Source organism: Lacticaseibacillus hulanensis (assembly GCF_004010095.1).
GTDB lineage: Bacteria > Bacillota > Bacilli > Lactobacillales > Lactobacillaceae > Lacticaseibacillus > Lacticaseibacillus hulanensis.
The window spans coordinates 17,263-40,964 of record NZ_RRYD01000012.1 but is presented as its reverse complement, the minus strand read 5'-3'; the positions used below and the strand labels follow the sequence as shown (position 1 = coordinate 40,964).

24 protein-coding genes are annotated in these 23,702 nt (G+C 54.3%); 13 read left to right on the top strand and 11 right to left on the bottom strand.

The window, feature by feature from the left end; all coding sequences use genetic code 11:
- Positions 1–75 precede the first annotated feature (75 nt).
- The 3 genes from EKN00_RS03980 to EKN00_RS03970 are packed head-to-tail and all read right to left on the bottom strand — an operon-like array spanning position 76 to position 3,210.
- On the bottom strand, positions 76–705 hold the full coding sequence (locus EKN00_RS03980) for a hypothetical protein (RefSeq protein ID WP_054650662.1): 630 nt from the start codon (positions 703–705) through the stop codon (positions 76–78).
- A 44-nt stretch (positions 706–749) separates the two neighbouring features.
- On the bottom strand, positions 750–2,273 hold the full coding sequence (locus tag EKN00_RS03975) for an ABC transporter permease/substrate-binding protein (protein ID WP_056957137.1): 1,524 nt from the start codon (positions 2,271–2,273) through the stop codon (positions 750–752).
- 1 nt (position 2,274) lies between these two features.
- On the bottom strand, positions 2,275–3,210 hold the full coding sequence (locus tag EKN00_RS03970) for an ATP-binding cassette domain-containing protein (RefSeq protein WP_054650660.1): 936 nt from the start codon (positions 3,208–3,210) through the stop codon (positions 2,275–2,277).
- Between the two features lie 141 nt (positions 3,211–3,351).
- On the opposite strand from EKN00_RS03970, the gene EKN00_RS03965 reads away from it, so the two are divergent.
- Positions 3,352–3,801 (top strand): Rrf2 family transcriptional regulator, encoded by a 450-nt coding sequence (locus EKN00_RS03965; RefSeq protein ID WP_054650658.1) that lies wholly within the window; start codon positions 3,352–3,354, stop codon positions 3,799–3,801.
- Between the two features lie 62 nt (positions 3,802–3,863).
- Complete coding sequence (locus tag EKN00_RS03960; RefSeq protein ID WP_054650656.1) at positions 3,864–4,658, top strand: hypothetical protein; 795 nt, start codon at positions 3,864–3,866, stop codon at positions 4,656–4,658.
- 545 nt (positions 4,659–5,203) lie between these two features.
- On the opposite strand, the gene EKN00_RS03955 is transcribed toward EKN00_RS03960, so the two are convergent.
- Together EKN00_RS03955 and EKN00_RS03950 are read right to left on the bottom strand one after the other, a co-directional pair.
- Positions 5,204–6,004, bottom strand: coding sequence for an alpha/beta hydrolase (locus EKN00_RS03955; RefSeq protein ID WP_164848016.1), 801 nt, complete (start codon positions 6,002–6,004; stop codon positions 5,204–5,206).
- A 149-nt stretch (positions 6,005–6,153) separates the two neighbouring features.
- A complete protein-coding gene (locus EKN00_RS03950; protein WP_127848856.1) occupies positions 6,154–7,716 on the bottom strand; it encodes an ATP-binding cassette domain-containing protein in 1,563 nt (520 codons plus the stop codon).
- Between the two features lie 88 nt (positions 7,717–7,804).
- Here EKN00_RS03950 and EKN00_RS03945 point away from each other — a divergent pair, with 88 nt between their 5' ends.
- The 5 genes from EKN00_RS03945 (at position 7,805) to EKN00_RS03925 (ending at position 12,250) form a co-directional block, all read left to right on the top strand.
- Positions 7,805–8,722: a helix-turn-helix domain-containing protein gene (locus EKN00_RS03945; RefSeq protein ID WP_127848855.1), complete on the top strand. Its 918-nt coding sequence runs from the start codon at positions 7,805–7,807 to the stop codon at positions 8,720–8,722.
- Positions 8,723–8,848: 126 nt separating this feature from the next.
- Entirely contained in the window at positions 8,849–9,715 is an 867-nt protein-coding gene (locus EKN00_RS03940) for an alpha/beta hydrolase (RefSeq protein WP_127848854.1), read from the top strand.
- 170 nt (positions 9,716–9,885) lie between these two features.
- Positions 9,886–10,698 carry an ABC transporter permease subunit gene (locus EKN00_RS03935; protein ID WP_127848853.1) on the top strand — a complete coding sequence of 271 codons (813 nt, stop codon included), beginning with the start codon at positions 9,886–9,888 and terminating at the stop codon, positions 10,696–10,698.
- Positions 10,695–11,408, top strand: coding sequence for an ABC transporter ATP-binding protein (locus tag EKN00_RS03930; protein ID WP_127848852.1), 714 nt, complete (start codon positions 10,695–10,697; stop codon positions 11,406–11,408). The genes EKN00_RS03935 and EKN00_RS03930 overlap by 4 nt, the downstream gene beginning before the upstream one ends.
- Entirely contained in the window at positions 11,405–12,250 is an 846-nt protein-coding gene (locus EKN00_RS03925; RefSeq protein WP_127848851.1) for an ABC transporter substrate-binding protein, read from the top strand. Before EKN00_RS03930 ends, EKN00_RS03925 begins: the two co-directional genes overlap by 4 nt.
- A gap of 163 nt (positions 12,251–12,413) precedes the next feature.
- On the opposite strand, the gene EKN00_RS03920 is transcribed toward EKN00_RS03925, so the two are convergent.
- The 5 genes from EKN00_RS03920 to EKN00_RS03900 form a co-directional block, all read right to left on the bottom strand.
- Positions 12,414–12,791 (bottom strand): hypothetical protein, encoded by a 378-nt coding sequence (locus EKN00_RS03920; RefSeq protein WP_127848850.1) that lies wholly within the window; start codon positions 12,789–12,791, stop codon positions 12,414–12,416.
- A 251-nt stretch (positions 12,792–13,042) separates the two neighbouring features.
- Entirely contained in the window at positions 13,043–13,438 is a 396-nt protein-coding gene (gene lpdD, locus EKN00_RS03915; RefSeq protein ID WP_127848849.1) for a prenylated flavin chaperone LpdD, read from the bottom strand.
- A complete protein-coding gene (locus EKN00_RS03910) occupies positions 13,431–14,045 on the bottom strand; it encodes a UbiX family flavin prenyltransferase (RefSeq protein ID WP_127848848.1) in 615 nt (204 codons plus the stop codon). Before EKN00_RS03910 ends, lpdD begins: the two co-directional genes overlap by 8 nt.
- Before the next feature lie 29 nt (positions 14,046–14,074).
- Positions 14,075–15,547 carry a UbiD family decarboxylase gene (locus EKN00_RS03905; protein ID WP_127848847.1) on the bottom strand — a complete coding sequence of 491 codons (1,473 nt, stop codon included), beginning with the start codon at positions 15,545–15,547 and terminating at the stop codon, positions 14,075–14,077.
- Positions 15,548–15,679: 132 nt separating this feature from the next.
- A complete protein-coding gene (locus EKN00_RS03900; RefSeq protein ID WP_164848015.1) occupies positions 15,680–16,552 on the bottom strand; it encodes a LysR family transcriptional regulator in 873 nt (290 codons plus the stop codon).
- Between the two features lie 436 nt (positions 16,553–16,988).
- Here EKN00_RS03900 and EKN00_RS03895 point away from each other — a divergent pair, with 436 nt between their 5' ends.
- The 6 genes from EKN00_RS03895 (at position 16,989) to EKN00_RS03870 (ending at position 22,485) form a co-directional block, all read left to right on the top strand.
- Entirely contained in the window at positions 16,989–17,405 is a 417-nt protein-coding gene (locus EKN00_RS03895; protein WP_127848845.1) for a cupin domain-containing protein, read from the top strand.
- Between the two features lie 26 nt (positions 17,406–17,431).
- On the top strand, positions 17,432–18,175 hold the full coding sequence (locus EKN00_RS03890; RefSeq protein WP_127848844.1) for an SDR family oxidoreductase: 744 nt from the start codon (positions 17,432–17,434) through the stop codon (positions 18,173–18,175).
- Positions 18,176–18,205: 30 nt separating this feature from the next.
- Positions 18,206–18,532 carry a carboxymuconolactone decarboxylase family protein gene (locus EKN00_RS03885; protein ID WP_127848897.1) on the top strand — a complete coding sequence of 109 codons (327 nt, stop codon included), beginning with the start codon at positions 18,206–18,208 and terminating at the stop codon, positions 18,530–18,532.
- 4 nt (positions 18,533–18,536) lie between these two features.
- A complete protein-coding gene (locus EKN00_RS03880) occupies positions 18,537–19,097 on the top strand; it encodes an NAD(P)H-binding protein (RefSeq protein ID WP_127848843.1) in 561 nt (186 codons plus the stop codon).
- Positions 19,098–19,112: 15 nt separating this feature from the next.
- On the top strand, positions 19,113–19,997 hold the full coding sequence (locus tag EKN00_RS03875; protein ID WP_127848842.1) for a LysR family transcriptional regulator: 885 nt from the start codon (positions 19,113–19,115) through the stop codon (positions 19,995–19,997).
- A gap of 595 nt (positions 19,998–20,592) precedes the next feature.
- Positions 20,593–22,485, top strand: a complete 1,893-nt coding sequence (locus tag EKN00_RS03870; RefSeq protein ID WP_164848014.1) for a helix-turn-helix domain-containing protein — start codon at positions 20,593–20,595, stop codon at positions 22,483–22,485.
- A gap of 70 nt (positions 22,486–22,555) precedes the next feature.
- On the opposite strand, the gene EKN00_RS03865 is transcribed toward EKN00_RS03870, so the two are convergent.
- Entirely contained in the window at positions 22,556–23,602 is a 1,047-nt protein-coding gene (locus EKN00_RS03865) for a DUF6287 domain-containing protein (RefSeq protein ID WP_127848840.1), read from the bottom strand.
- Positions 23,603–23,702 lie beyond the last annotated feature (100 nt).

Genomic DNA, 23,702 nt, shown 5'->3' with positions numbered 1-23,702 from the left:
CGCATTTGAACATTCATGAACGCTGCGAACGTTTTGCTGGCCAGTAACTCTCACGTGGAGGATACCAAGCACATTCTAGCGCGGGATGATTTGCAGATCCTCGAAATAGCCCGCTGTGCCCACATCCACCCACAGGCCAATTGCCCCACCGTTGGTCGCTCCGTTCTTAAGATCCTTCACGACTAGGGTGGGCTGTGAAGCATGATTGACATATAGTTGGGCATGATCATCCAATACTTCAATCGTCAAGTCAATCCACTCATCAAGTCCAATATCCGCATACGCCTCATACACGCCAGGCGATTCAACTCTTAAACGGTCAAACTTGTAATCGGGAAACGAAATATATTGAACTACGCGGTTTCGTCTCATCTGATCCTCAGATCTCGCATTAGTGGGCCGAATGTAGAAAGCCTCAAACTGCGTGTTACTTTCATTGATTCGAAACGCCACGCCGATGAAGCCTCGCGCATATTCAGGGGCATCAGGTAATAGCTGACCTAGCACTTTCACCTTGATTGTCCCGTTATGAAAATTTGTGTCGGTTAGCTTTGCGAAAGTGGGCTCATCAAAGGCCTCAACGGCTGGATTCTTGGTCACTTTCAACCCTTGACTGCCATCAAGTTCGGCTACCATTGCCTGGACATCCACTAAGGTTAATCGGTCAGCTGCTAAGTCAATAAATTGATCAGTACCATGACGCATTTTAACTTACCTCGCTTTCAAAACGAACCCCTAGATAGCCGTCACTAATCTTTGAGCAAATGATGCGTGACTAAGAACCGATGCGCGACTGTGGCAGCTTTTTCATGTTTAACCGTCACTTGATAATTCATTTCCTGCATTTCACTAGTCGTCACCTTACCAGCCAACCGATTGAGGCTCTTAACAATTTCCGGATGGGCTTTGGCAAACTTTGTATTCATCAGCGGCGCCCCTTGGTACGGTGGGAAGAACTGCTGCGTGTCTGTCAACATGGTCAGATGATACTGCTTGATTTGTGGATCAGTGGTATAGCCATCTGTGACATCGATTTTACCTTTGGCCAGCGCTTCATAACGTAACGCCGGTTCCATCGTCCGTACCGAATTGAAGGTCAAGCCGTATGCATTCTTCAAACCAGGATAGCCATCAGATTGTTGGTAAAAGTCAGGATCAAACGCTGCCCTAAATTGCGGAACTTGCTTCAAATCAGCAATGGATTTCAAGTGATATTTCTTAGCATCAGCAGCTCGCACTGTCATCATGTAGCCATTTTGGTACTGCATTGGTGTCAGCAAGGTCATCGCATACTGTTCTGACAGCAGCTTCTTGGCAAGTGAGTACGCCCGTGTCGGCTGATGAGGAACGCTTTGGTTAGTCTTGACCAGCGACTGCAATACTGTTCCCGTAAATTCAGGATAAATATCGATTTTGCCACTACGCAAGCCTTTGAACAGGAAGCTCGTCCCACCAAAGTTCGGTTTAAGATCAACGGTGACCCTTGCATTATCCTTTTCAATCAATTCTTTATACATATTGATGAGGATTTCTGGCTCACCACCCATTTTACCAGCAATCGTGACGGTCTGGTGTTGAGCGTTCTGCCAAGCGCGAACTCCTGCATACCCGAAACCCACAGCCAAAACCACAATTAAGCCAACTATGACGTGTTTCAAATTCGTTTGAGCCAAAAATTTGATTAGGGCACTGGCGGCCAGAGCCAATACCGCTGCCAGAATGGCGCCCACGAATAGAGCACTATTATTATTCGTCTGAATACCAAGCAAAATGTAGGTCCCGAGACCACCGCCTCCGATCAAAGCGGCCAATGTTGCCGTCCCAATCACCATCACCACGGCAATGCGCAGACCAGTCAGAATCATAGGCATTGCAAGTGGCAACTGAATCTTGAATAGCTTGTATCGTCTTGATACGCCAAACGCATCTGCTGCTTCGACTAGTAAGGGATCAATGTTGGTCAACCCTGCATACGCATTGGAAAATACCGGCATGATGGCATATAAGACAAGCGCAATTATGGCTGGAATCGTCCCGATGCCGACCAACGGAATGAGTAATCCTAAGATTGCAAGACTCGGAATCGTTTGAATCACACTTGCAACTTGCAACACAGCCTCACCAGCACGCCGGTGATCGATCAACACAATCGCCAACGGGAGTGCAATCAATACGGTTATCACGGTAGCAACAACTGAAATTGCGATATGTTGCCATAAAGCATTGAGAATTTCGCCACCATTTTTGCTCAAATAGTTAGTTAAGTCCTGCATCTCATTGCACCCCCCGAGTTTGAGCAAGATACGCAATCAAGTCTGCTGGAGCAAGCTGCATATCACCAATACCAACCGTTGCAGTTGGTGATTGCTGCAACAGTGCTGCCCAGTCTGAAAGCATCGCCGTTTCCGGAAGCGATACTAGCGCTGAACCTGTCGCCGGCTGTCCGAATCCCGCAGGTAACACTGATTTAACGTATTGGGATTGACGGCCCGCGTTAGCGAAAAATTCCGCAACGAATTGATTTGCAGGCGTTGCAAGAATCTCATCTGGCGTTCCAACTTGTTGCAGCTTGCCGTCGTGGATCACCGCCAGACGGTCGGCTAACCTCAATGCCTCGTCCATGTCATGCGTAACAAAAATGATGGTGGTGTTAAATTGCTTGTGTAACTTCACGACTAAATCTTGCAGTTGACGACGCGACAACGGATCAAGTGCGCTAAATGGCTCGTCCATCAAAACGATATTCGGTTCAGCTGCTAACGCACGAACGATACCCACACGTTGCGCTTCACCACCAGATAACTCATTAGGCATCCTATTCATGAACTTGTCAGATGCTAAACCGACGGCATTCAGTAACTCGCGAACACGCGCATCCCGCCTATCTTGTGGGACGTTTTGTGCTGCCAGTTGGATTGAGGCATTCTCTGCTACCGTCATGTTTGGAAATAGTGCGCCAGCTTGCAGAACATAGCCGATCCCGCGACGAAATTCTCGAACGTCGGGCACCGCCATGACATCAAGATCATCAATCAAGACCTTGCCGCTTGTGGGTGTATTTAATCTGTTGATCATTTTCAATAATGTCGTTTTACCACTTCCGCTGGGCCCCACCAGCACGAATAGCTCATGACTTGCGATTGACAGACTGATGTCAGTCAATGCAGCTGCCTCTTGATATTTTTTGAAAACTTGCTGAAACTGAATCATCATGGTTACCTCTTTTGTTTCGGAATAGACTCACTATAATGGCAGCTTCTCAATAAGGGCTAGGTTTTTCTAGAAATTACCCTCGAATTCCAGAAAATATGCTAGAATTATTGTAACCACAAAAGTTACGGAGGTATTCACATGCGAGTTTCAACTAAGTTCAGCGACACCATCCACCTGTTGGCATTCATCTCGGTGTATCAGAACATTCATATTACTAGCGCCGTGATTGCAACCAGCATTAACACTTCACCAGTTGTCGTCCGGCGTCTGATTGGAACATTAAAAGAAGCTGGCGTCGTGACAACTGACGCCGAAACACATAACCCAATTTTCGCAAAATCACCCGATGAAATTACGTTGTTAGACGTTTACCTACTGACGGAAGGACACACCCCACTTTTCGCACTCGATAAGGAAACCAATCCGCTTTGCATAGTTGGTGCTAACATTCAAGATGTCCTAACCGGAATTTATCATGAGGCGGAAACCGCTGCGTTAATGGAGCTCGACCGACACACGATGCAAGACGTTATTGATCGGCTTCTAACTGCTGATAAGGTTAAGAAGGCACAGGCTGCCTCTGCATAGACAGCGTATTTACCCCCCTGAGAAAATGATAATTTCATTCAACAAACGAAAACGAGGACCGTATGTCAAGATTCCTAGATCACCGCGAAGCAGGTAAAATATTTCACGATTTCGAAAAACACAAGGACAGGTATCTGATTATTCATTATTCCTGCGAAAGCTTTTTCGATACCAATGGTGCAACGCCGCGGATTACCGCGATTGCCGTAAAGTCGCCATCAAGCGGTCAAACTGACCTCTTTGCGGTACATAAAGCGGCTGAATTGATGCAAATTCAAACGGAAGATATTTTCGAAAAATATAAGGAAGTTGAACGCAGGATGCTAGATGACTTCTTTACCTTTGTTCAGGGCCACACAGACAAGATTTGGATTCACTGGAATATGCGCGATTCGAACTTTGGGTTCAAGGCCCTAGAGAAAAGGTATCGAGTCTTAGGCCAGGTCCCCGCAATCATTCCAGATCAAAGCAAATTAGATTTGGCTATCCTTTTCCGGAAGTATTACGGCAAAAGCTACATTGGTGATCCACATATTAAATCGTTGATGGATCACAACGACATACACGTAAAAGATTTCATGTCTGGAAAAGACGAAGCCGATGCATTCAACAATCACGATTTTGTCAGATTAAGCTTCTCCTGTGCCGGAAAGGTCAATCTGTTCGACAAGTTTCTGACCAGAGCCATCGATAACGAGTTAAAGACAAAATCTAGCTTTCAGGATAGATATGGAAATATTCCACTAGGAATCTATAATTGTGCCAATGAGTCCACCTGGGGGAAAATCCTCTTTTGGATAGCAAACCTAATCATTGGTGGCTTGGTCGGTGGATTCATTGGAAAATTCTTCTCTTAACTCATCAGACTTAGACTTAACTCTATATAGTCGCGGTGCTAAGCAACATTGGTTCAATATCTAGCCACCAAAAAATCGCACAATAGGTACATGCACGATTTATTCACCAGTATTTACGGGTCAGCTCAAATGTTGCACGCTGTTGCAGAAATTATCAATCCAAGCCGATTTTCACAGTACTCCATCAAGAAGTTTTCCTTGAATACCTTGACATGTCTGGATTTGTATTGAATCAGATTGACAAGTTTCGCCTTGTTACCACCAGAAGCTGTAATCCTCGATTACTTTTTCAACACGGTTGCAACAAAAAAGCATTTGGCCAGTTGGTCAAATGCTTTTTTGTTGTGGAAGATTCCGGTATTTTTCCTTTTTCCTTAAGGCAGTTCATCGCCGGCTTAATCGGCAAATCATTTGTTGACGACCTCGTCGCGAGTGAATGTCTGACCAGCCAGATTCATTATTACCTGGTCATCACCGTTAATCAGTCCTAGCCACGCCAAATGCGTAAACCATCGAACCCCAAAACTGCCTTTTACCGCACCTGACTAAAACAGGAACTCCCGCAATGCCGTATCCACCGTCCTGTTGTTTTGGTGTAGCCGGCTGTGCTGGGCGCTTTGCCCCCGGGCCTGCCGCTCTTGGTAGCTGCCGTGCCAATTGCGCAGCAGATACTTCATGCTCCTGGCCGAGTTGACCGGCACAACCCCATCGGAGTCACTGCCATCCCCTAGGTTGCCGTAGATGTTCAGCACCGCATTGGCCCGAAAATTAGGCGCCTCAGCTACTAACCGCCGATACCGCTCACTGGGGCTTTTCGGCTGCCCGTTCGCCGCCAGATCAAATGCGCTGCGCGAAACACCCTTTTCGAAAAAGCCGTTAAACGGTCCGGCAATGGCGACAATCTTGTTCATCTTGACCGCCGGGTGCTGCATCGCCGCTTCCACCACGCTGAGGGCACCGGCGGAATGGCCGACCGCGTTCACGCGCTGGACGTGGTAGCGACTATGCAGCATCGCGTAGACCTTTAGCAGCCAGTTCGTAAACTGCGGCCCATTGGTGCGATTCTGGTACACCACCTGAACAATGGGATTTTTGCCATACAAGCCCCCATCCACCGTTAAGTCACCGTTTGCTTTCACGGTCACGCGCATGGTGCGCTTAGCGACGCCGGAGTGGGCCAAAGCGGCAATCATCCGGTTGGTCGACCCCGCCGTACCGTTATAACCGTGCACGAACACCGTGGGCACGCCGCTAACCGGCTGTGATTCTTCGTGATGATGATACGCCGCCCCGATGACGACAAGCAGCGCGATGAATAATCCGAGCAACCACCTTTTTTTCCGCAAATCCTCGGCCTCCTCAGCTGGGCAACTGGCATTTTCGCCAATTGCTTCTCCAATAGTCTCATGGTAAACAAAAAGGACCAGAATTTACAGGGTTGGTGCTTGCCACCCCCAAATTCTAGTCCAAATTTAAACTTTACTTCCGGCTACCGCTACAGCTCGATGGTCTGGTCAAACAGTGGTTCCAGGTCGCTGCGCTGCGCATGGGAGACAAACACGACCGTCTGCTGCGAGTTCGTGAGAATCTGCCGCTCGATTGTTTCCGCCGTTTGCGCATCGACGCTGGCAGTCCCTTCGTCAAAGAGCAGCACACCCGGATTGACGAGCAGCGCCCGCGCGAGGGCCAGCCGCTCCCGTTCACCACCGGAAAGGTCAACACCGTCCGCACTTAGCTTGGTCGAAAGCCCCGAATTCAGTGCCCGGATGCGCGGCGTCAGGCCAACCTGGTCAAGCACCCGCCACAACTGCTCATCGGAATAATCACGGCCAAGGGTCAGATTCTCGCGCACACTGGCACTCAGAATGAACGGCTTCTGCGGCAGATACAAGGCCGCGGGAGCTTCGGGCCACTTGATCACGCCGGACGTGGGCTTGGTCAGCCCCGCAATCAGGTGCAGCAGTGTCGTTTTTCCCTTGCCGCTTGGGCCAGTCAGGTGCACCTTGCTTCCAGCCGCAACCTTCGCGCTGATTGGTGCCAGCCAGGTGTGCTCGGCATCCCCACTAGCAACATTCGCCAATTCGAAGCCAACCGGTGCTCTCGTGAACGGTTCGTCGTCCGGGGTCTTTTTAAAATTGAGGTGGGCGTACTTGGCAAAGACGGGATTGACCGCCTTGCGCACCACCAGCAGGCTAGCAAGTTGCGCCATTGAGGTGAAGACGATGCCGGCCTGCTGCCCCGTGGTCATGAGCGCCCCAGCCGTCAGCGTACCGCGCAGAACGAGCCAGCCGGTCAGCCCGATAAGGAACATCTGGGCAAAAATACTGCCGGTGTACGTCAGCACCTCAACCGCCAGTTCCCGCCGTTTGTAACTCAGGTTCGTGTCTTTCAGCTCGCCAGCCGCAGCCACAATCCGCCGCACGATCTCTTGCGGGTGGCGAAAGGACAGGAACGTCTCGAAGCCATTCAGCGTGTTTTCCGCCACGTTCACGAAATGCTCGTTTGCCCGCGTGACGCGCTCGCTGCCCTGCTCCACCTTGTGCTGCAGGACGCGCGGCGCAATCGTCATAATCAGGCCACAAACAATCGCGGCCACACCCAGACTCCAGTGGTACCAAATCAGCGAAACTAGAGGAAAAACAATCCCGCCGCCGTACATCACGATGTTGAAGAAGGTCGCCAGGCCCTTGGTGTCGATCTGCTGGATATCGTTGGTCAGCCAGCTGGTGTACTGCCCAACTGACCCCTTCTGAAATTCGGGCAGCGATTGGTTCGCAACCCCGTTACTCAGATCACGCTGCATGTCGACGTTGATGCGCTGCGTGGCGACGGTCTGCAGGTAATCGTCAATTTGCCCGACGCCAAAGCGCACCAGGCTGAAGACCGTATCAATGGTGAACCACCACCAAAACGTGCTGGTACTGCGCCGCGCCAGTGCGTCAATCATCGGCGTCCAGAACATCGTGCCGATTGTCTGCCCAATAATGCTGAGCAGCGTGAGGACCACCGCCACGAAGACGAGGACCTTGTGTTTACCCAAATAGTATTTTAATGTCATTATTCTGCCCTCCCAGATAATGCCAGTCTATTGACTCTGCCGCAGCTTCAGCGGATAATTTCAATATATTGAAAATGAAGGTGTGACTATGGATTTCGGGGAAGCTTTTCGGCAAATTCGGCTGAGCAAGGGCCTGACACTCAAGCAGCTAGCAAACGATCAGGTCTCGGTCTCACAGCTCAGTCAGTTCGAGCGCGGACTCTCGCGGCTAAGCGTGGACCGGTTCACCGGCCTGCTCCAGGCGATGCAAACCAGTTTTGATGAGTTCAATCAGATTCGCCGCGGCGAAGAGCCCAATCAGGTGGACGAACTGATTGCGCAATACGACGGGATGCGCAGTGCAAACGCACTGGTTGAACGCGGTCAGACTAGTCCCGATTATGTGGCCATGGAACAGCGCATCGCCGAACTTGCGGCTTACAACACGCGCCACTACAGTCTGCGGCTCGACCAGTTCATCCAGATTGAGCGTTACGCAGCGCACGCGCGCAGCCACCCGGACCAAGGCGACGGCCTGCAAGCAATCCAGTATTACCTGCAAAATGTTGACGACTGGGGCGTGTACGAGGTTAATCTGTTCAAATCGTGCATGCAGTTCTTCCCGGCCAGCGCCATCATGGGTATGCTGCGAATTACGAAGAAGAAGGTAGCGCGGTTCAATGCACTGCCGGGCCAGAACCGGCTTGTCATCAACACCTACTTCACGGCCATCTCCGCCTTTGTGGCCAAGGACGATTTCGCGCGCGCCCACACAGCACACCAGGCGGCAACCACCCTCGTGCACCAGCAGGGGAATGTGGCCAGCGCGGTTCTGCTGCCGTTCATGGAGGGCTGGATTGTGTTACCGGAGCGCGGGGAACAACCCGCGCGGCCCCTCTTTGAACAAACGCTCAGGTGGCAGGAGGAAATGGGCCTCACCAAACAGCACCAAATATGGACCAGTATTTACAACGGGCTCCTGGATACCACCGCGCGCGGCGAAAAACAGATGTACTCGTTCAGTTAGGGATTACCTTGGCCGTGCGCGTGGTGCTGATTACAAAAAATATAAGTTTGCATTAATTTACTGGTTAATGGTGTACAAAAACGCTAACAATTTCTATGCTAAAAGTGAATTGGTGGAGGCACGCCTATGAAACAATGGAAATTCGCAGTGGCAATCGCCATTTTGCTCGGCGCCAGCGGCTTCACGCAGCACGTTCAGACTACTGAACCCATTGCGCAAACCGGCAACACCTACGCAAAAACAAGGACGGTTGCCCGATACCACACCCCAACGTTACTAATTCACGGCTTACACGCGGGGCCGCACGCCTTTGATCAGCTTATTCGCACTGCCCAAAATACGCGCCGCGGGCAACTGGCGATGACCGCCTTCGTTAGCCCGGACCACGTCACCTGCAGCGGTTTCTGGCCGCGCGCATTGCGCCACCCCTTGATTCGTGTGGTCTTTAACAACAACCATCAGTCATGGAATACCAACGCGCGCGGGCTCAACCTCCTGCTGCGTCACCTGAAATCGGTCTACGGCGTCCACAGGTTCGACGCCATCGCCCACTCGCGCGGCAACCTCGATTTACTGCGGGCGTACGGCGAGGCCCACCCGCTCACGCTGCACAAGGCGGTGCTGGTCGCGGTGCCCGCTAACGGCAAGATGCGCCTTGACGACCCCCTGGGCCAAAACCGGATTCTCCCAAACGGCCAGCCACTACTTAAGCGGCGGCAGTACCGGGATTTGGTCCGCCTGCGCCCCACTTTTCCGCGCAACAAGGTGCACGTCCTCAGCATCATGGGCAACATCGGCAACGGTTCCGATGGGGTCTTAACCAACGTCTCCAGCCGGTCACTTTACCCAGCCCTCGGCAGCAAATTTGCCAGTTTCAAGCAGGTAATTGTGCGCGGACGGGACGTCAATCATCACTGGCTAATTCGGCGTAACCCCCGCGTCATCAACATGGCCCTGAATTTTCTGTGGCCAAAAGGCAAACCAATCAATTAATTCACCCGCCATCAGCGCTTGCTGGTGGCTTTTTTGTGCGGAATTTGCGCCAACTACCGCGCCGTCGCCTGATTTCACCACACTTTGCGCGGATTATTCTCGGAATATCTTCACACTTTAGTCGTTTCTGCCCAATAGACTAAGCTCATACCAAAGATGGAGATGGTTTTATGGAAAACGTGACGACCTTGCGGGAAACGAGAAATTCCGGCATACATATTAATTGGCACCGCTTGTTACCCTGGGTGATTCCGGTCGTCCTAATTATACTGTGGCAGGTGGCGGTCACCGCGGGCTGGCTGGACAGTCAGCTGATTCCGTCGCCGCTGTCGGTGCTGGAAGACGGCGTGACGCTCTGGCAGACCGGCGAACTCGAGAAGAACGTCTCGATTAGCCTGTTTCGGGCCACGGTTGGGTTTGCCATCGGTGGCAGCCTCGGCTTTGTCCTCGGCCTCATGAACGGACTGTCCAAGGTGGCGCGCGGGCTCACCGACACCACAATCCAGATGTTCCGCAATATTCCCCACCTGTCCCTGATTCCGCTCGTCATCATTCTGCTGGGGATTGGGGAATCAGCCAAGATTTCGCTGGTCTGCGTCGGTGTGCTCTTCCCAATCTACATCAACACTTACTCCGGCATCCGCGGCATTGATCCGGAACTAATGGAAATGGGCCGGGCGTACGGCCTGAATCGCCGCCAGCTGTTCAGCAAGATTGTCTTCCCCGGCGCGCTGCCCACCATTCTCGTTGGGGTGCGGTACGCGCTCGGGGTGATGTGGACGACGCTGATTGTGGCCGAAACCATTTCCAGCAACTCCGGTATTGGCTACATGGCCAGCAACGCGCAGGAATTCATGGACATGGACACGGTCCTGCTGTGCATCGTCATCTACGCCCTGCTCGGCAAACTCTCCGACATCATCGCGAAAACCCTCGAAAGTCTGTGCCTGGAATGGCAAGAAAAAGGCGGTGCTAATCAATGAACCCATTAATCTCACTCAATAATCTTGGCAAAATCTACGGTGACAAAACCGCCCTGCACGACGTTAACTTCAGCATTTACCCCGGCGAATTCGTGGCGCTGGTCGGCATGTCCGGTGGCGGCAAAAGCACCATCCTGCGCCTGATTGCCCAGCTCGAGCAGCCATCAAGTGGCAAAATCGCCTACGCGGGCAGCCGCTTACCGGTGACGCGCGTCATGTTCCAAAACGACCGCCTGCTGCCGTGGATGACCGCGCTGCAAAACGTGTCCTTTCACGCACACGCTGCCGCCACGCAGAAACAGGCGCAAAGCGCACTTAATTCCGTTGGTCTCAGCGAGTTCGCGGATAGCTTCCCCAGCCAGCTATCCGGGGGGCAAAAGCAGCGTTTGGCCCTGGCCCGCGCCCTGATGGCCAATCCGGAATTGCTCCTGCTGGATGAACCGCTCGGCGCCCTCGATGCCCTGACGCGGCGCAACATGCAACAGTTCATCCGCCAAATTGTGGATGAAAAGCACCTCACCACCATGCTGATCACCCACGATGTCGACGAGGCAGCACGCATGGCCGACCGCATCATCGTGGTCAAAAGCGGTACCAACGTTTACGAGGTCGCCGGGGCCAAGGACGGCTCGCCCGAGGAAGTGGCCGACGTCGCGCAGAGTGTCCTCGCAGTAATTTTGCAGCCAGACGAAAGCGCGGTGCGCGCATGAAACGTAAACTGACAATAACGGCGTTCCTGCTGGCGCTAACCGCGTGGCTGGCGGTTGCGGTGTACGGCTATTTTCAAACCGATGTCGCCACCACGAGCCTTACCAAGGTCGTGGTTGGTTACCAAAAGGCCGACCCCGTCGACATTTCGCGCCAGCGCGGGGAGCTGGTCAAGAAAATGAAGGCCAAGGGTTACAAGGTCGTCTTCAAGGAATTCCAAGACGGGGCCGCCCTCATGACTGCCCTGAAATCCGGCAGCATTGACTACGCGCGCCTCGGCGACACCCCGCCCGTCGTCAACCAGGCGGCCGGCATGGACCTCGTCTACGTCGGTGCCGGCGCCAGCAAGGAAAACGGCACGGGCGTCCTAGTCAAAAAAGGTGGCAACATCAACAGCCTCGCCGACCTCAAGGGGAAGCGCATCGCGTACGCCAAGGGCAAGGTCGACGCGTGGGTCACCTGGGATCCGTACACGGCAACCGCGCAGGTCAACCAAAACGCCAAGTTGCTGATTACCGCCAAGGGCCTGGCGAAAAACCGGGACTTCGTGGTCGCCACCCGCAAGTACGCCAAGGAAAACACAACTGTGACCAAGTTGTTCCTCCAGTACCTAGGTGAAGACATGACGTGGGCCAACTCCCACAAGAGTGAGGTCTCAACCATGCTCAGCAAGACCCTGCACCTGAGCAAGAAGATCACGAACCTCACCGTCAAGCGGCGCAGCTTCGCCTTCAGCGCCGTGACGAGCGCCATCGTCAAGGAACAACAGACCATCGCGGACGTGTTCTACCAAGAAGGCATCATCAAGAAGCAGATCAACGTCGGCAAGGCGCTGCTGCAATAGTTGTGGTAACAACAAAATAGGGCTCAGCACATGTTATGACAGTGCTGGGCCCTATTTATATTAAAGTCTAGTGCTTTACGTACTTCCTGCTTTGCTTGCAGTCCACCAATCCATTTACATAAACTCTTCACGGACTGTGCATGACTTAAACAATGTGATTCGTTTAGGATTCCGGCGGTGTTTTCAATCCCTTAAAATGCCGATAAATACCCACCAGCGCACAGGCTTCAAGAACTAAGGCTAGGATTATCGGAACAATTACCCCTGGTCCAGTACTTAGAGCATCACACTGATGAAATAAGGCTAAAATACCTCCATATGCAAAGGCATGCCATACCAACTCAGTGAAAATAAATCCGTACTTCCCCTGATTATTATAGCTAGTTAAGTAAAGCGCAAACACGAGAACACACACGCCGAGTACGAAAGCACGACCGGCAGTAAGCGGAGTGTTTGTGTCTGGAAAGCGCTGAACGTGGAGGGTGTAGGAAACGCTTAGTGTGAGTAGTGTAAGTGGAAACCGCTTAATTTTAATCCTCATATGTGAGTGTCCTCTTCAAGGCTTCATCATTTTGTATATTGTACTTCACGCTACGCACATTTGACTAGTCATAGCGCAACAATCCTGTATTCATTAACCGAATTTACCTTGAACGTTTATTGCTCAAACTAAACAGTAAAAAGACAAATGCATAAGAAAAGCACCTAGACCAATTAAGGCCCAAGTGCTCTAAAAAATTAGATCAACGCTACTTAACGAAGAGCCACTTATTTGCGCAGCAGCCCCATTCCTTACGCGAACTCTTCGACAACCTTGACGCGTGGGTGTGCCTCCAGGTAGTCGCGAATTTGGACGCCGAGGGCCTGCGCCATGGTGCCAGCGACGGCGAGCTGCTTCTTGCTAATGCGGTTGACGTGCAGGCCGCCGATGATGAACGCATTGCTTTGCAGGGCGGGCGCGATGACGCTCGCAATCCGCTTCGTCAGGACCCCCTCTTGATGATGGTGCCCGGGGCGACTCGGCAGCGCGATGGTCTGCGCCTCCGCACCCGGCGAGACAATCGTGACCACGCCGTAATGCGGCACATCCCCGCCCGTGATTTCCAGGAGGACGTCCTGATTCTCACGTGAAAGTTTGGCCTGCATCGTGTAGCCTTCCCGCGTCACCGCAAACACTTTTTCAGCCATGCTGCACCTCGCTTCTGGCCGTCTGCTTGGCCTGGGCCAGTCCCTGCCAGCGCTTGCCGTAATCACTTGGCAGGTGCAGGTGATCAAGCAACTTCATGGTGTTGTGGTCAATCAGATCGTCGATGGTCTGGGGCTGGTTGTAAAACGCCGGGATTGGCGGGATGATCTCCACGCCCATTCGCGATAGCTTGAGCATGTTCTCCAGGTGGATTTGGTTGAATGGTGATTCGCGCGGCACGAGCAGCAGCGGGCGCCGTTCCTTCAGGGTCACGTCGGCGGCACGGGCAATCAGGTTGTCCGCCAGCCCCATCGCGATGGCCGCGACGGTCTTCATGCTGGCCGGGACGATAACCATGCCGTCGTGCTGAAAGCTGCCGCTTGCAATGGCAGCGCCCATGTCCCGGTCGCTGTAAACAACGTCGGCCAGTGCGCGGACTTCGCGTTCGTTGTAGCCGGTTGCCTCCACGGCCAGGTTCTCCTTGGCCCACGGACTCATGACGAGGTGCGTTTCGACGTCCGGATTGGCCGCCAGTGCTTCCAGAAGCCGCAGTCCGTAGATTGTCCCAGACGCACCCGTAATCCCGACAACGATTTTTTTCTTCATCATGACCCCTCCATCCCCGGCAGCTTTGCGACCTACTTCAGGTAATCCTGCCAGTTATCCATTTCCTTGAAACTTGCGCGCTTGAACTTGTCCTTCATCGTGAACGGCACCGTCCCGTCCAGAACGAGCTTGGAGGACATCCCCTGCACCCGAATGCGGGCCGGGTCGTATTCCGGCAGCTCGGATGGGTCGAGTGGGTGGTTGCGCATCCCCTCGAGCACCATGATGTCGCGGTCGGCCTGGAACCGCGTGTTCACGGTCCACATCACGTCGTTCCAGTCGAAAATATCCACGTCGTCGTCAACCAGGATGACCGTCTTCAATTCCTTGAACGCGGAGAACGCGAGAAGTGCGGCCTGGCGCTGTATCCCCTCATCCGCTTCGTCGTCCTTGTGAATCTGCATGATGGTCATGAGCTTACCGCCACCAGCGGGTGCGTTGTACACGTTCTTGACCTTGCCCGGAATTGCCCGGTCGACTAGGCTCAGAATCGACGCCTCGGTGGGAATTCCGGCCATCGACACGTGCTCTTCGGACGGGCCAATCGTGGTCTGCACAATTGGGTTGTCCTGCCGGTGCGTGACGGCCTTGATCTTGACCACGTTCACCGCGGGGTTCGCGGTCCCATTGTAGCCGGGAAATTCCGGCATCGCAAAGCCGGTGTTCGTGTTGATGTCTTCCTGCATCTTCGTGTTCGGCAGGATTTCGGCCTCAATCACCCATTCGGCCCGGGCAATCGCCTTGGCGTCAACCGCGACGCCCTGAACCACATCAACCGGCTGATTGCGCAGCGCACCGGCAACCTGCAGCTCGTTGTAGCCAAGTGGCGTCGTTGGTGGTTCAAAGGTGGCACCAATGGTAATTGCGGGGTCCAGGCCAATGTTAATCGTGATTGGCATCGGCTTGTTCTGCGCCTCGTATTCCTTCAAAAAGGCGCCGATATGCCGGCCACCGGGCATGATGTACATGCCGATGGTGTCCTTATCCTCCAGCACCATCCGGTGAATCGTGACGTCCTCCAGTTGGCCATCAACGCTGTGACCGTACACGACGCCCATCGTGATGTACGGGCCCGCGTCAACCGGCGTGTTGGTTGGTGCCGCCAGCAGCTTGCGGATGTCAAAATCCGCGTCCGTTGCCAAGTGTACAACCTCTTGGGCGGGTGCATCTTGCCGCCCAACCAATGCCGGCTGCACCGGGTGGCTCACCGCCTCATTGAGCATCTGGCCGAGGGTCTTGTAGTCGTGGTGCAGAATCATGCCGACACGCTGCCGCGATGCCTGGAGTCCAATCAAAACGCGGCTGCCGGGAAAACCCAGGACGTTGTTGAACATCATAGCTGGGCCAACCTGAGTCGGGCGCTGCACCGTGCCCCCAGCGCCGATGTACCGGTATACGCCGGCAAGATCCGCGTCCGGATTAATTTCCTTATCCGTTTCGTGGTATTGACCGGGAACAGCTTTAATCTCCGCAAGCACTTTGCGCAAGTCGTATTTTTCTGACATGTTCATCCCTCCGCTTTCTATGTTCTCAGTATGCGGGGCTTGCGGCGGCGGAACAATTCGGACTGCGGCGGCATCTATGCCAGATTGGAATAGTTGTACTAAAAAAGGCGGCGCACCACGCGCCACCTGTCCTCAATTACTATTGATGAATGCCCAAAACGCGTTGCTGGCCGCATCGTGCTGCCCTTTTTGCCGCAAGAAGCCGAGCTTGGAGGTCACGGTCGGCTCGAGCGGCACGGTGGTGAGCTCGGGGAAATCCAACAGGTCAATCGTCTTTTCCATCATCACCGAAACGCCCAGGTGCCCGCGGACCATCCCGATAATCAGGTCGATGCGCTGCCCCTTGTAGGCGATGTGCGGCGTAATACCCGCGTCCGCAAACAGCTTGGCAACCGGCTGAAACAGGCGCGTGCTTTCCCCGAGCACTAGCAGGTCGGCGCTCGCCAAGTCAGATGCCGTGAGCACCTTGTGGCCCGCTAGTTCGCTGTCTTTGCGCACCACCACGCACAGCTGGTCGTCCGAAGCAAAGCAGAACTCGGTTGCGGCATCCGGCTGCCCAAACAGGCGCGTGAAGACAATGTCGGCCGCTCCGGTTTTGAGCGCACTGTCCACCACGTTCGTTTCAACCTCCGCCAGCTGCAACTTCACGTCCGGATACGCGGCGTGGAAGGCGGCAATCTGGTTGAAGGCGCGGTAGCTGGCAATTGACGGGATGGTTTTAATCCGCAGCAACCGGCCGTTTCCTCGCTGTGCCTGCACCGCGGCGGTTTCCAGCGCATTTGCGGCCGCGACGACCGCCTGGGCTTTTGGCAGCAGGTCTGCCCCGCTTGCGGTCAGGTGCACTTGCCGATGTTCGCGAGAAAACAGGAGCACGCCCCACTGCTTTTCGAGTGCCAAAATCTGCTTGGACACCGTCGCCTGCGTGGTGAACAGCTGGGTCGCGGCCTCTGTATAGCTCAAAGTGGCGGCCACGGTAATGAATGCCTGCAGCTTTTGTGTTTCCATTTTCATGCCTCCTCCGTCAAGTATTCCAATTGGGCATATTTTAACACGTTTGCGGGCTCCCTTGGGACCAGTATTATGTCCGCCGTCATCGCTGCTGAGGGGTGCACAGTAAGACGGGCAACGCCACCATCCATGGCAGTCAGTGCGACTTCTTAATTTTGCTCATCGTGGCGCTAAGAATTCTTGCCTCCGCCATAGTGGTCGCCAAAAAAGCGCGTAACTAGAGCCACAGATGTTTACCAATAACTGAACCAACATTCCGCGGCAGTTTGTGCAAAAGCAGAAGATTCCACGCGTGTCGTCCTCGCTTCGCCATGCTCACCAGGCATATCTCACCGACCAATTAAGCATTTTACGTATACCCATTTCAGCCATATACTAGGCATTGGCTTCAAGCAACTCGGTAAACATTAAGAGCATGAAAGGAAAATATCTAATGACAAGCAATGAAAAAGAAGTCAAAAACGGCATCTTCGGCCTCGGCGCAGCAAACGATGCCTACGCAAAGTACTTCGTGGGGCAAAGCTACCTGAACACCCTCATCAGTGACCCCGCAGTGAGCGTCGGGGTTGGCAACGTCACCTTCGAGCCCGGCTGCCGCAACAATTGGCATATCCACCACGATGGTTTCCAGCTTCTGCTCGTGACCGGCGGCGAAGGCTGGTACCAGGAAGCCGGCAAGCCAGCCCGCAAGTTGCACCCCGGCGATGTCGTCGTGACCCATGACGGCGTGAAGCACTGGCACGGCGCCACCAAGGACAGCTGGTTTAGCCACATCGCCATCACCGCTGGCACCCCAGAATGGCTGGAACCAGTGTCCGACGCGCAGTACGACGCGCTCAGCGAAGATTAATTTCAATAATCGAATAGGAGAAAAACATGATTAAAGACAAAGTTGTTGTTATCACCGGTGCCTCTAGCGGGATTGGTGCCGCAACCGCCAAGCTGCTGGCCAAGGACGGCGCCAAGGTTGTGCTTGGTGCCCGCCGTGAGGAAAAGCTCAAGCAGCTGGTTGAAACGATCGAAAACGCTGGTGGTCAGGCAATTTACCGGGTCACCGACGTCACGCGGCCCGAAGACAACGCCGCATTAGTGCAACTGGCCAAGGACACGTACGGCCGCTTTGACGTAATGTTCCTGAACGCCGGGCTCATGCCAAGCTCCCCGCTTTCCGCGCTCAAGGTGAATGAATGGAACCAGATGGTCGACGTTAACCTGAAGGGGGTCCTGAACGGGATTGCGGCGGCCCTGCCAACATTCAAGGGGCAAAAGTCCGGCCACTTCATCGCCACCAGTTCCGTGGCTGGGCTCAAGGCCTACACGAACGGGGCCGTTTACGGGGCAACCAAGTGGGCCGTCCGCGATTTGATGGAAGTATTGCGCATGGAATCCGCCCAGGAAGGCAGTCACATTCGCACCGCGACCATCTACCCCGCCGCCATCAAGACGGAACTGCTGGACACCATTACCGACGCCGGTGCGGCGCAGGCAATGCAGCAGACCTACGACACGTACGAAATCACCGCGGATCGCGTGGCGAAGGTCATCGAATTTGCCATCGACATGCCGGAAGACACCAACGTGAGTGAATTCACCGTCGGCCCAACCACGCAGCCTTGGTAACATCGCCGCAAGCAAGAAAGAAGGATAATGATGGTCAAAAAACAAACAGCCGGTCGCGACAACCTGGGCGACTTCGCCCCGCAGTTCGCCGCACTCAATGATGACGTCCTGTTCGGGCAGGTGTGGGCCAAAGAAGACGAGCTATCCGCCCGCGACCGCAGCCTAATCACGTGCTCAGCCCTGATGGCGCAAGGCTTGTTCCCGCAGCTAAAATTGCACATGCAGATTGCTAAGGAAAACGGCGTCAGAAAAGCCGAGATGGTCGCGCTGATTACGCACCTCAGCTTCTACTCCGGATGGCCGAAAGCCTGGTCCGCGTTCGGTCTGGCCAAGGAAATCTACGGACAAGAGCAGTAAACTTGTGGCAAATATCCTAATCATCGGCGCCAATGGCCAGATTGCCCGGCTGGTGCGTAGCCGCCTGCTTGCGGAAACACCCGTGCACCTCACGCTATATTTGCGCAGGGCCAAGCGGCTTCAGCAAATCAATCCCCGGCGCGAGTGCGTGGTTGAAGCCGACGTCCTGGATTACCAGGCGCTTTACGAGGCCATGGCCGGCGTCGATGTCGTTTACGCCAACCTGAATGGACCCTTTGCGGTGCTCGCGCCCACCATCGCCCGGGCAATGGTTGCAGCCGGCGTTGCGCGCCTCGTCTACGTCACCCATCTGGCCCCAGAAGAAGCGGATGCTATGCCGGCCGCCCTGAAGCCTCGCATCCACTGTACGCTGATTGACCCGTCGCGGGTTCAGCAACCAACCGGGGCATTGCCCGAAGCGCCGCAGCATTTTGGCAACCTTGCTGCAACCAGACGCTACGTTGCCGACCTGGTGGTGCAAACAATTGTCAATCCAGGCCCGAACAGTTATAGTAGCCTAGGTATCAGCAAACTAGACCCGGACACCACCCGTCCCGGTAACTAATCGGAGGCATTGCCCATGGAACTGCGGCTGCTTGAATATTTCCTCGCAATCGAATCTGCCGGCTCAATCTCGGCCGCGGCGCAGCGCCTGCACATTACCCAGCCAAAACTGTCGCGGCAGCTCAAGGGGCTGGAAGATGAACTCGGCGCGCCACTATTCACGCGCACCAGTCACGGACTGACCCCAACGCAGGCCGGCCTCTACCTCAAGACTAGGGCGCAGGAAATCCTGACGCTCACCGCGCAGACCGAACAAACCTTCGTGAACCAGCACAACGAGCTGTTCAGCGGCAACATCAACATCGGCGCTGTGGAAGCCGACAGCAGTCACGCCCTCGCCGAAGAGCTGGTGAAATTTACCCAGGAATACCCCGCCGTCACCTTCGACCTGTTCACCGGCACCAGTGACGACCTGTTCGACCGGCTGGACAAGGGCCTGCTCGACGTTGCCCTCCTGCTTGAACCGGTCAACACCGACAAGTACGATCACCTGACCCTAGCCCACACCGAACGCTGGGGCCTCGTGGTCAGCGTTGATGCACCGCTGGCCAAGAAGCCGGTCATCGAACCAGTTGACCTGGCAGGCATTCCGCTCATCATCTCAGGGCGCGCGGACGTGCAACAGCTGCTCAGCCAGTGGGCCCACGCGGAATTGACGCGCCTCAACGTTGTTGGTCACTTCAATCTGATTTTCAACGTTCTGCCGTTAATTGAGTACGGCAATTTGGCGGCCCTCACGATTGAGGGGGTCATCGATTCCGGCACGAACGCAGGCGTGCGCTTCATCCCCTTCTCGCCGCGCGTCCAGACGCACACCGTTCTGGCCTGGCGCAAGCACCGGCTGCAGACGCCCGCCACAACCGCCTTCATCAAGCGGTTTAACCGGCTTGCCCTTAAGTAAACAGCATTCGGCCCCAGACACTGACTCAGCTCGTGTCTGGGGCCGTTTTGGTTTCGGGGCGCATGCAACTGACGGGCCATCCCTGACGACCAGTGCGCTCGCAGCCCGCCACCGCCGCAGTTACCGCGCCGCTGCAAATCGGCCCACCAGGCGGACACGCAACGAAAAAGTGGCGCCAGCGCAAATTTGACACAGGTAATATTTAAAAATATGCGCAGAATTTCCGTGAAAGCAGCCACTTTTCCGCATTGAAAGTGACACTGTAATGAACTTACACACGGTTTTCATTCCAAAAAATATGTCCTGTATCAAATTTGCAAAACGGCCACTTTTCCGTTGAGCAAAGGCGAACCAGCGCGTGGCGGCGTGCACGCGCCCGTCCAGGTCACCCCGCAAGTAATCGCAAAGCCACAGCGCCGCGGCCCCTCTCTGAATCACCCGGATCGTCCCTAGCGTCGAGACGCCCGTGTGCCGCCAACGCCGCACCAAAATTAATGCTGCAACGGCACGATTTGCGCTTCCTGATGGTACAATACATTTATGCAAAACTATTAACCATCTGGCACAGAATGGATACTTTATGGAGGCAGCGACGATGGCGTCAAAATCAATTGGGACCTTCTTGCAACAATTTCGCAAAGCGCGCGGGTTGACGCTCGCGCAGGCCGTTGAGGGGTCAGGATGTTCACCCGCGGCCCTGTCGCGCTTCGAGCGGGGCCAAAGCGACCTGAGTGTGGCCAACATGAAGGCCATTTTCGCGAACATCCAGTTCACGGTCTACGATTTTCGCGAATTCCAGCACGCACAAGGCAACATCATCGATATCGACACACTGGCGGCGTTCCTCGCAAACGACCAGGGGCACCTGGAGGAGTTCAGCGACAACTTCGCGCAGGCTAACGAATCGATAATGAACCTGCGCCCGGTCAAGTACGCCGGCTTCCTGCTTGCAATGAGTCAAAAGGCGGACACTTCCGCCTACCGTCTGAGCGCAGACGAGGAGCAGATGCTCAGTGACTTTGTCGCGCCATCCCCGGCCTGGAACGCGACCACAACACTCGCAATCACGGCCGCGATGCGCTTTGGCAGCGATGAACTACTCAACATGGTCGCCAATCGGGTCATTGATTATGCGGCCCAGTTTAATGCCGATAACATTCAGCTGGCACGGCTGAACAGCGGCGACTTGGCCTACCTACTCATCCAGGCAACGATTAACCGGGACCTGCAGCTGGCGTCCGCACTCCAGGAGGCCCTGACCAAGTTCCACCACCTCACAATCATGCACCAGAAATTGGACCAGACTGAGATTTCGGCCATCAACATGGCGCCGGTCGTGAACTTTGCGCAATTCACGCTGAATTGGGTCAAATCCCCAACGGACGCCAACTTGAGCAAGATTAACCGCCTCATCACGCAGACGGCCAACCTATCACTGACGGGGCTGGTCAAATACTTCAAGCGAATTTGGCCGCTAATCAAGCTGGGGAAGAAGGCGGCGCACAATTACGAGCTGCTTGACCACCATGAGGGCGAAAACGAGTATTGGCTCACTGACGAGTGGCAGTTCAGTGGTCCGTCCATCAAACGCCTGCGCCAATTTTACAACCTCAACCTCCAAGACGTGAGCGTGAACTGGCAAACTGCCACGCAGTCACGGTTTGAGAACGAGAAAACGCAGATGGGGTTCCGGGATTCGCTACAGCTGCTCAACGTGCTGCTACTCACGACCGACATGTTCTACCGGCTTGTGTTCCCAATTCCCTTCTCGGATTACAAAACCATGATTTTCGATGACACCATTAGTGATAAGGCCGAGCGCATCAAGCACGCGTACATGGCAACCAAGGCCACGTTCCGACTGCTTCCCGAATACCGCTATAATTTGCTGCTGGCCGACCTGAAGCAGCGTGCCGCCGAAAGCTCTAACTTATTCGATTGTCAGCCGGACGAAGAGTACGCGCTCGCCAAGATTCACGACCTAACCTTCCGCGGCGTTTTCGCAGCCAAGCACTTCCAAAGCTCAGACGTCATCGCCTTTTTGGATGCATCGGGTCATATTGACACCGATGATGCAACAAAGGCGAAGCAGCTGAAGGCCCTGCAGCACATCATTAGCCACGCCAGCTTTGATATCAAGCGCAACTCAGCCCTCGTCGAATTGCTCAGCCTGATTATCGGCAGCCTAATCATGGTCGGTGATGGGGACGCGATTCTCAAATTACGGTTCATCCAGAACAGCATCGACTACAACCGCATTTTTACGACGTTTGCCGCAGCATACTCTTATTCGGAGCTGTACATCAAGCTATACACGCCGGGTGCCGACGTGCCCGCCATCGAGTCAGTGATTCGTGCTAATCGGCAAACTATGCGCGAATACGTCCAGCCAACCACCAATCCGTTCATGTCGAACATCTACGAAGATGATCTTGATGAGGTGTTTGCCATCGCGGAAAAATGGCAAAAAGATCACGCAACCAACTAATATGCACGAAGACCCAACCAGCACGTCCGGCAATTCGCCGAGCGCTGGTTGGGTCTTTTTTTGCGCGATTTTACTTAACCAGGTAGTAGGCTTTCTCTGCGTAGCCGCCCTCGCCGCCGCCAAGAATCATGCGGTCTTGGGTTGAATCGGAGTCATCGTCAATTGAGGCCGTTACACCCTTAGGCACCAGCAACAGTGATGATACGTTGGTGCCAGGTACCTTGTTAGAAAAGTACCCCAGCAGGGCGTGCATCGTGCCGGACTCGCGTTCACCATTCATCAAGACCTCGTGCTGGCCGTAGACATCTTGGCCGCTGATGACTGCGCCCTTCGCGTTAGGGTAAGCGGAATCGGCGGTGCGGTTTTGCACCTGACTGGTGACAACAATCGTATCCCCGTTCTGCGGATTCTTCCACGTTCCAACCAGGCTGGAGAAATCATTCTGAGCCACCTGATCCAGGTGCATCCCCTGTGCTGCTTTTGCCTGCATGGCCTTGAACTGAGCAGCAGTCACGTTCTGGGCGAACACCTGTGTAGCGGAATTGTTGCTCGTCCACACTTCAATCAGGTTCTGCGTATTCTTCGGCGTGCCAGTGATGTCGCTGTACGCAGAGGTCGTGTTCTTCGGGTAAAAGGTCACGCCCCAATTAATTGCAGCATCATTCTGCAGGGATGCAAACAACGCCCCCTTCTGCACATCAAATTCAAGTTTGTGGGCGCCATTGTTGTCAGTCAACGTTGTCCCTGAAACTGACATACCCATCGTCTTAATCGTGCTGGGCGTTAGAGAAAGCTTGCGGCCATCACCAACCTCCATTTGAAACCCGCCAATACCATTCCCACCGCCAGCAATCTCCGTCCACGTCCCGGTGAGACTGCTGAAGTCACCCTTTTCAATCTGGGCAAAATTCATCTTGTCACTAACCACTTTCGGCTTCGGCTTAGTCGCCACTTTTTTGCTCGACTTGGCCGCCGGCTTCTCCTTCTTCGGCGCTTTTTTGACCACCTTGCTCGATTTGGTGCTCGAGTCCGATGAAGATTTCTGGTTATTACCACAAGCACCGAGCACCAATGTCGCCAGCGCCGTGACGGTTAATAGCATGACTTGTTTGCGCATATTATTTGGACCCCAGCCGTGATCCGGCCGGGTCACTCCTCCTCACTGTTTAAACCCTACTGAGCACAACACCACTGTGTGCGCATTCTGCCTAGCAAAC

Excerpts from the sequence above, each read along its gene's own strand:
- EKN00_RS03900 (WP_164848015.1), bottom strand. The coding sequence starts at position 16,552 with ATGGAAACACAAAAGCTGCAGGCATTCATTACCGTGGCCGCCACTTTG.
- EKN00_RS03895 (WP_127848845.1), top strand. The coding sequence starts at position 16,989 with ATGACAAGCAATGAAAAAGAAGTCAAAAACGGCATCTTCGGCCTCGGC.
- EKN00_RS03925 (WP_127848851.1), top strand. The coding sequence starts at position 11,405 with ATGAAACGTAAACTGACAATAACGGCGTTCCTGCTGGCGCTAACCGCG.
- EKN00_RS03980 (WP_054650662.1), bottom strand. The coding sequence starts at position 705 with ATGCGTCATGGTACTGATCAATTTATTGACTTAGCAGCTGACCGATTA.
- EKN00_RS03940 (WP_127848854.1), top strand. The coding sequence starts at position 8,849 with ATGAAACAATGGAAATTCGCAGTGGCAATCGCCATTTTGCTCGGCGCC.
- EKN00_RS03935 (WP_127848853.1), top strand. The coding sequence starts at position 9,886 with ATGGAAAACGTGACGACCTTGCGGGAAACGAGAAATTCCGGCATACAT.
- EKN00_RS03975 (WP_056957137.1), bottom strand. The coding sequence starts at position 2,273 with ATGCAGGACTTAACTAACTATTTGAGCAAAAATGGTGGCGAAATTCTC.
- EKN00_RS03875 (WP_127848842.1), top strand. The coding sequence starts at position 19,113 with ATGGAACTGCGGCTGCTTGAATATTTCCTCGCAATCGAATCTGCCGGC.
- EKN00_RS03930 (WP_127848852.1), top strand. The coding sequence starts at position 10,695 with ATGAACCCATTAATCTCACTCAATAATCTTGGCAAAATCTACGGTGAC.
- lpdD (WP_127848849.1), bottom strand. The coding sequence starts at position 13,438 with ATGGCTGAAAAAGTGTTTGCGGTGACGCGGGAAGGCTACACGATGCAG.
- EKN00_RS03945 (WP_127848855.1), top strand. The coding sequence starts at position 7,805 with ATGGATTTCGGGGAAGCTTTTCGGCAAATTCGGCTGAGCAAGGGCCTG.
- EKN00_RS03950 (WP_127848856.1), bottom strand. The coding sequence starts at position 7,716 with ATGACATTAAAATACTATTTGGGTAAACACAAGGTCCTCGTCTTCGTG.
- EKN00_RS03870 (WP_164848014.1), top strand. The coding sequence starts at position 20,593 with ATGGCGTCAAAATCAATTGGGACCTTCTTGCAACAATTTCGCAAAGCG.
- EKN00_RS03910 (WP_127848848.1), bottom strand. The coding sequence starts at position 14,045 with ATGATGAAGAAAAAAATCGTTGTCGGGATTACGGGTGCGTCTGGGACA.
- EKN00_RS03960 (WP_054650656.1), top strand. The coding sequence starts at position 3,864 with ATGTCAAGATTCCTAGATCACCGCGAAGCAGGTAAAATATTTCACGAT.
- EKN00_RS03905 (WP_127848847.1), bottom strand. The coding sequence starts at position 15,547 with ATGTCAGAAAAATACGACTTGCGCAAAGTGCTTGCGGAGATTAAAGCT.
- EKN00_RS03965 (WP_054650658.1), top strand. The coding sequence starts at position 3,352 with ATGCGAGTTTCAACTAAGTTCAGCGACACCATCCACCTGTTGGCATTC.
- EKN00_RS03970 (WP_054650660.1), bottom strand. The coding sequence starts at position 3,210 with ATGATTCAGTTTCAGCAAGTTTTCAAAAAATATCAAGAGGCAGCTGCA.
- EKN00_RS03865 (WP_127848840.1), bottom strand. The coding sequence starts at position 23,602 with ATGCGCAAACAAGTCATGCTATTAACCGTCACGGCGCTGGCGACATTG.
- EKN00_RS03920 (WP_127848850.1), bottom strand. The coding sequence starts at position 12,791 with ATGAGGATTAAAATTAAGCGGTTTCCACTTACACTACTCACACTAAGC.
- EKN00_RS03885 (WP_127848897.1), top strand. The coding sequence starts at position 18,206 with ATGGTCAAAAAACAAACAGCCGGTCGCGACAACCTGGGCGACTTCGCC.
- EKN00_RS03890 (WP_127848844.1), top strand. The coding sequence starts at position 17,432 with ATGATTAAAGACAAAGTTGTTGTTATCACCGGTGCCTCTAGCGGGATT.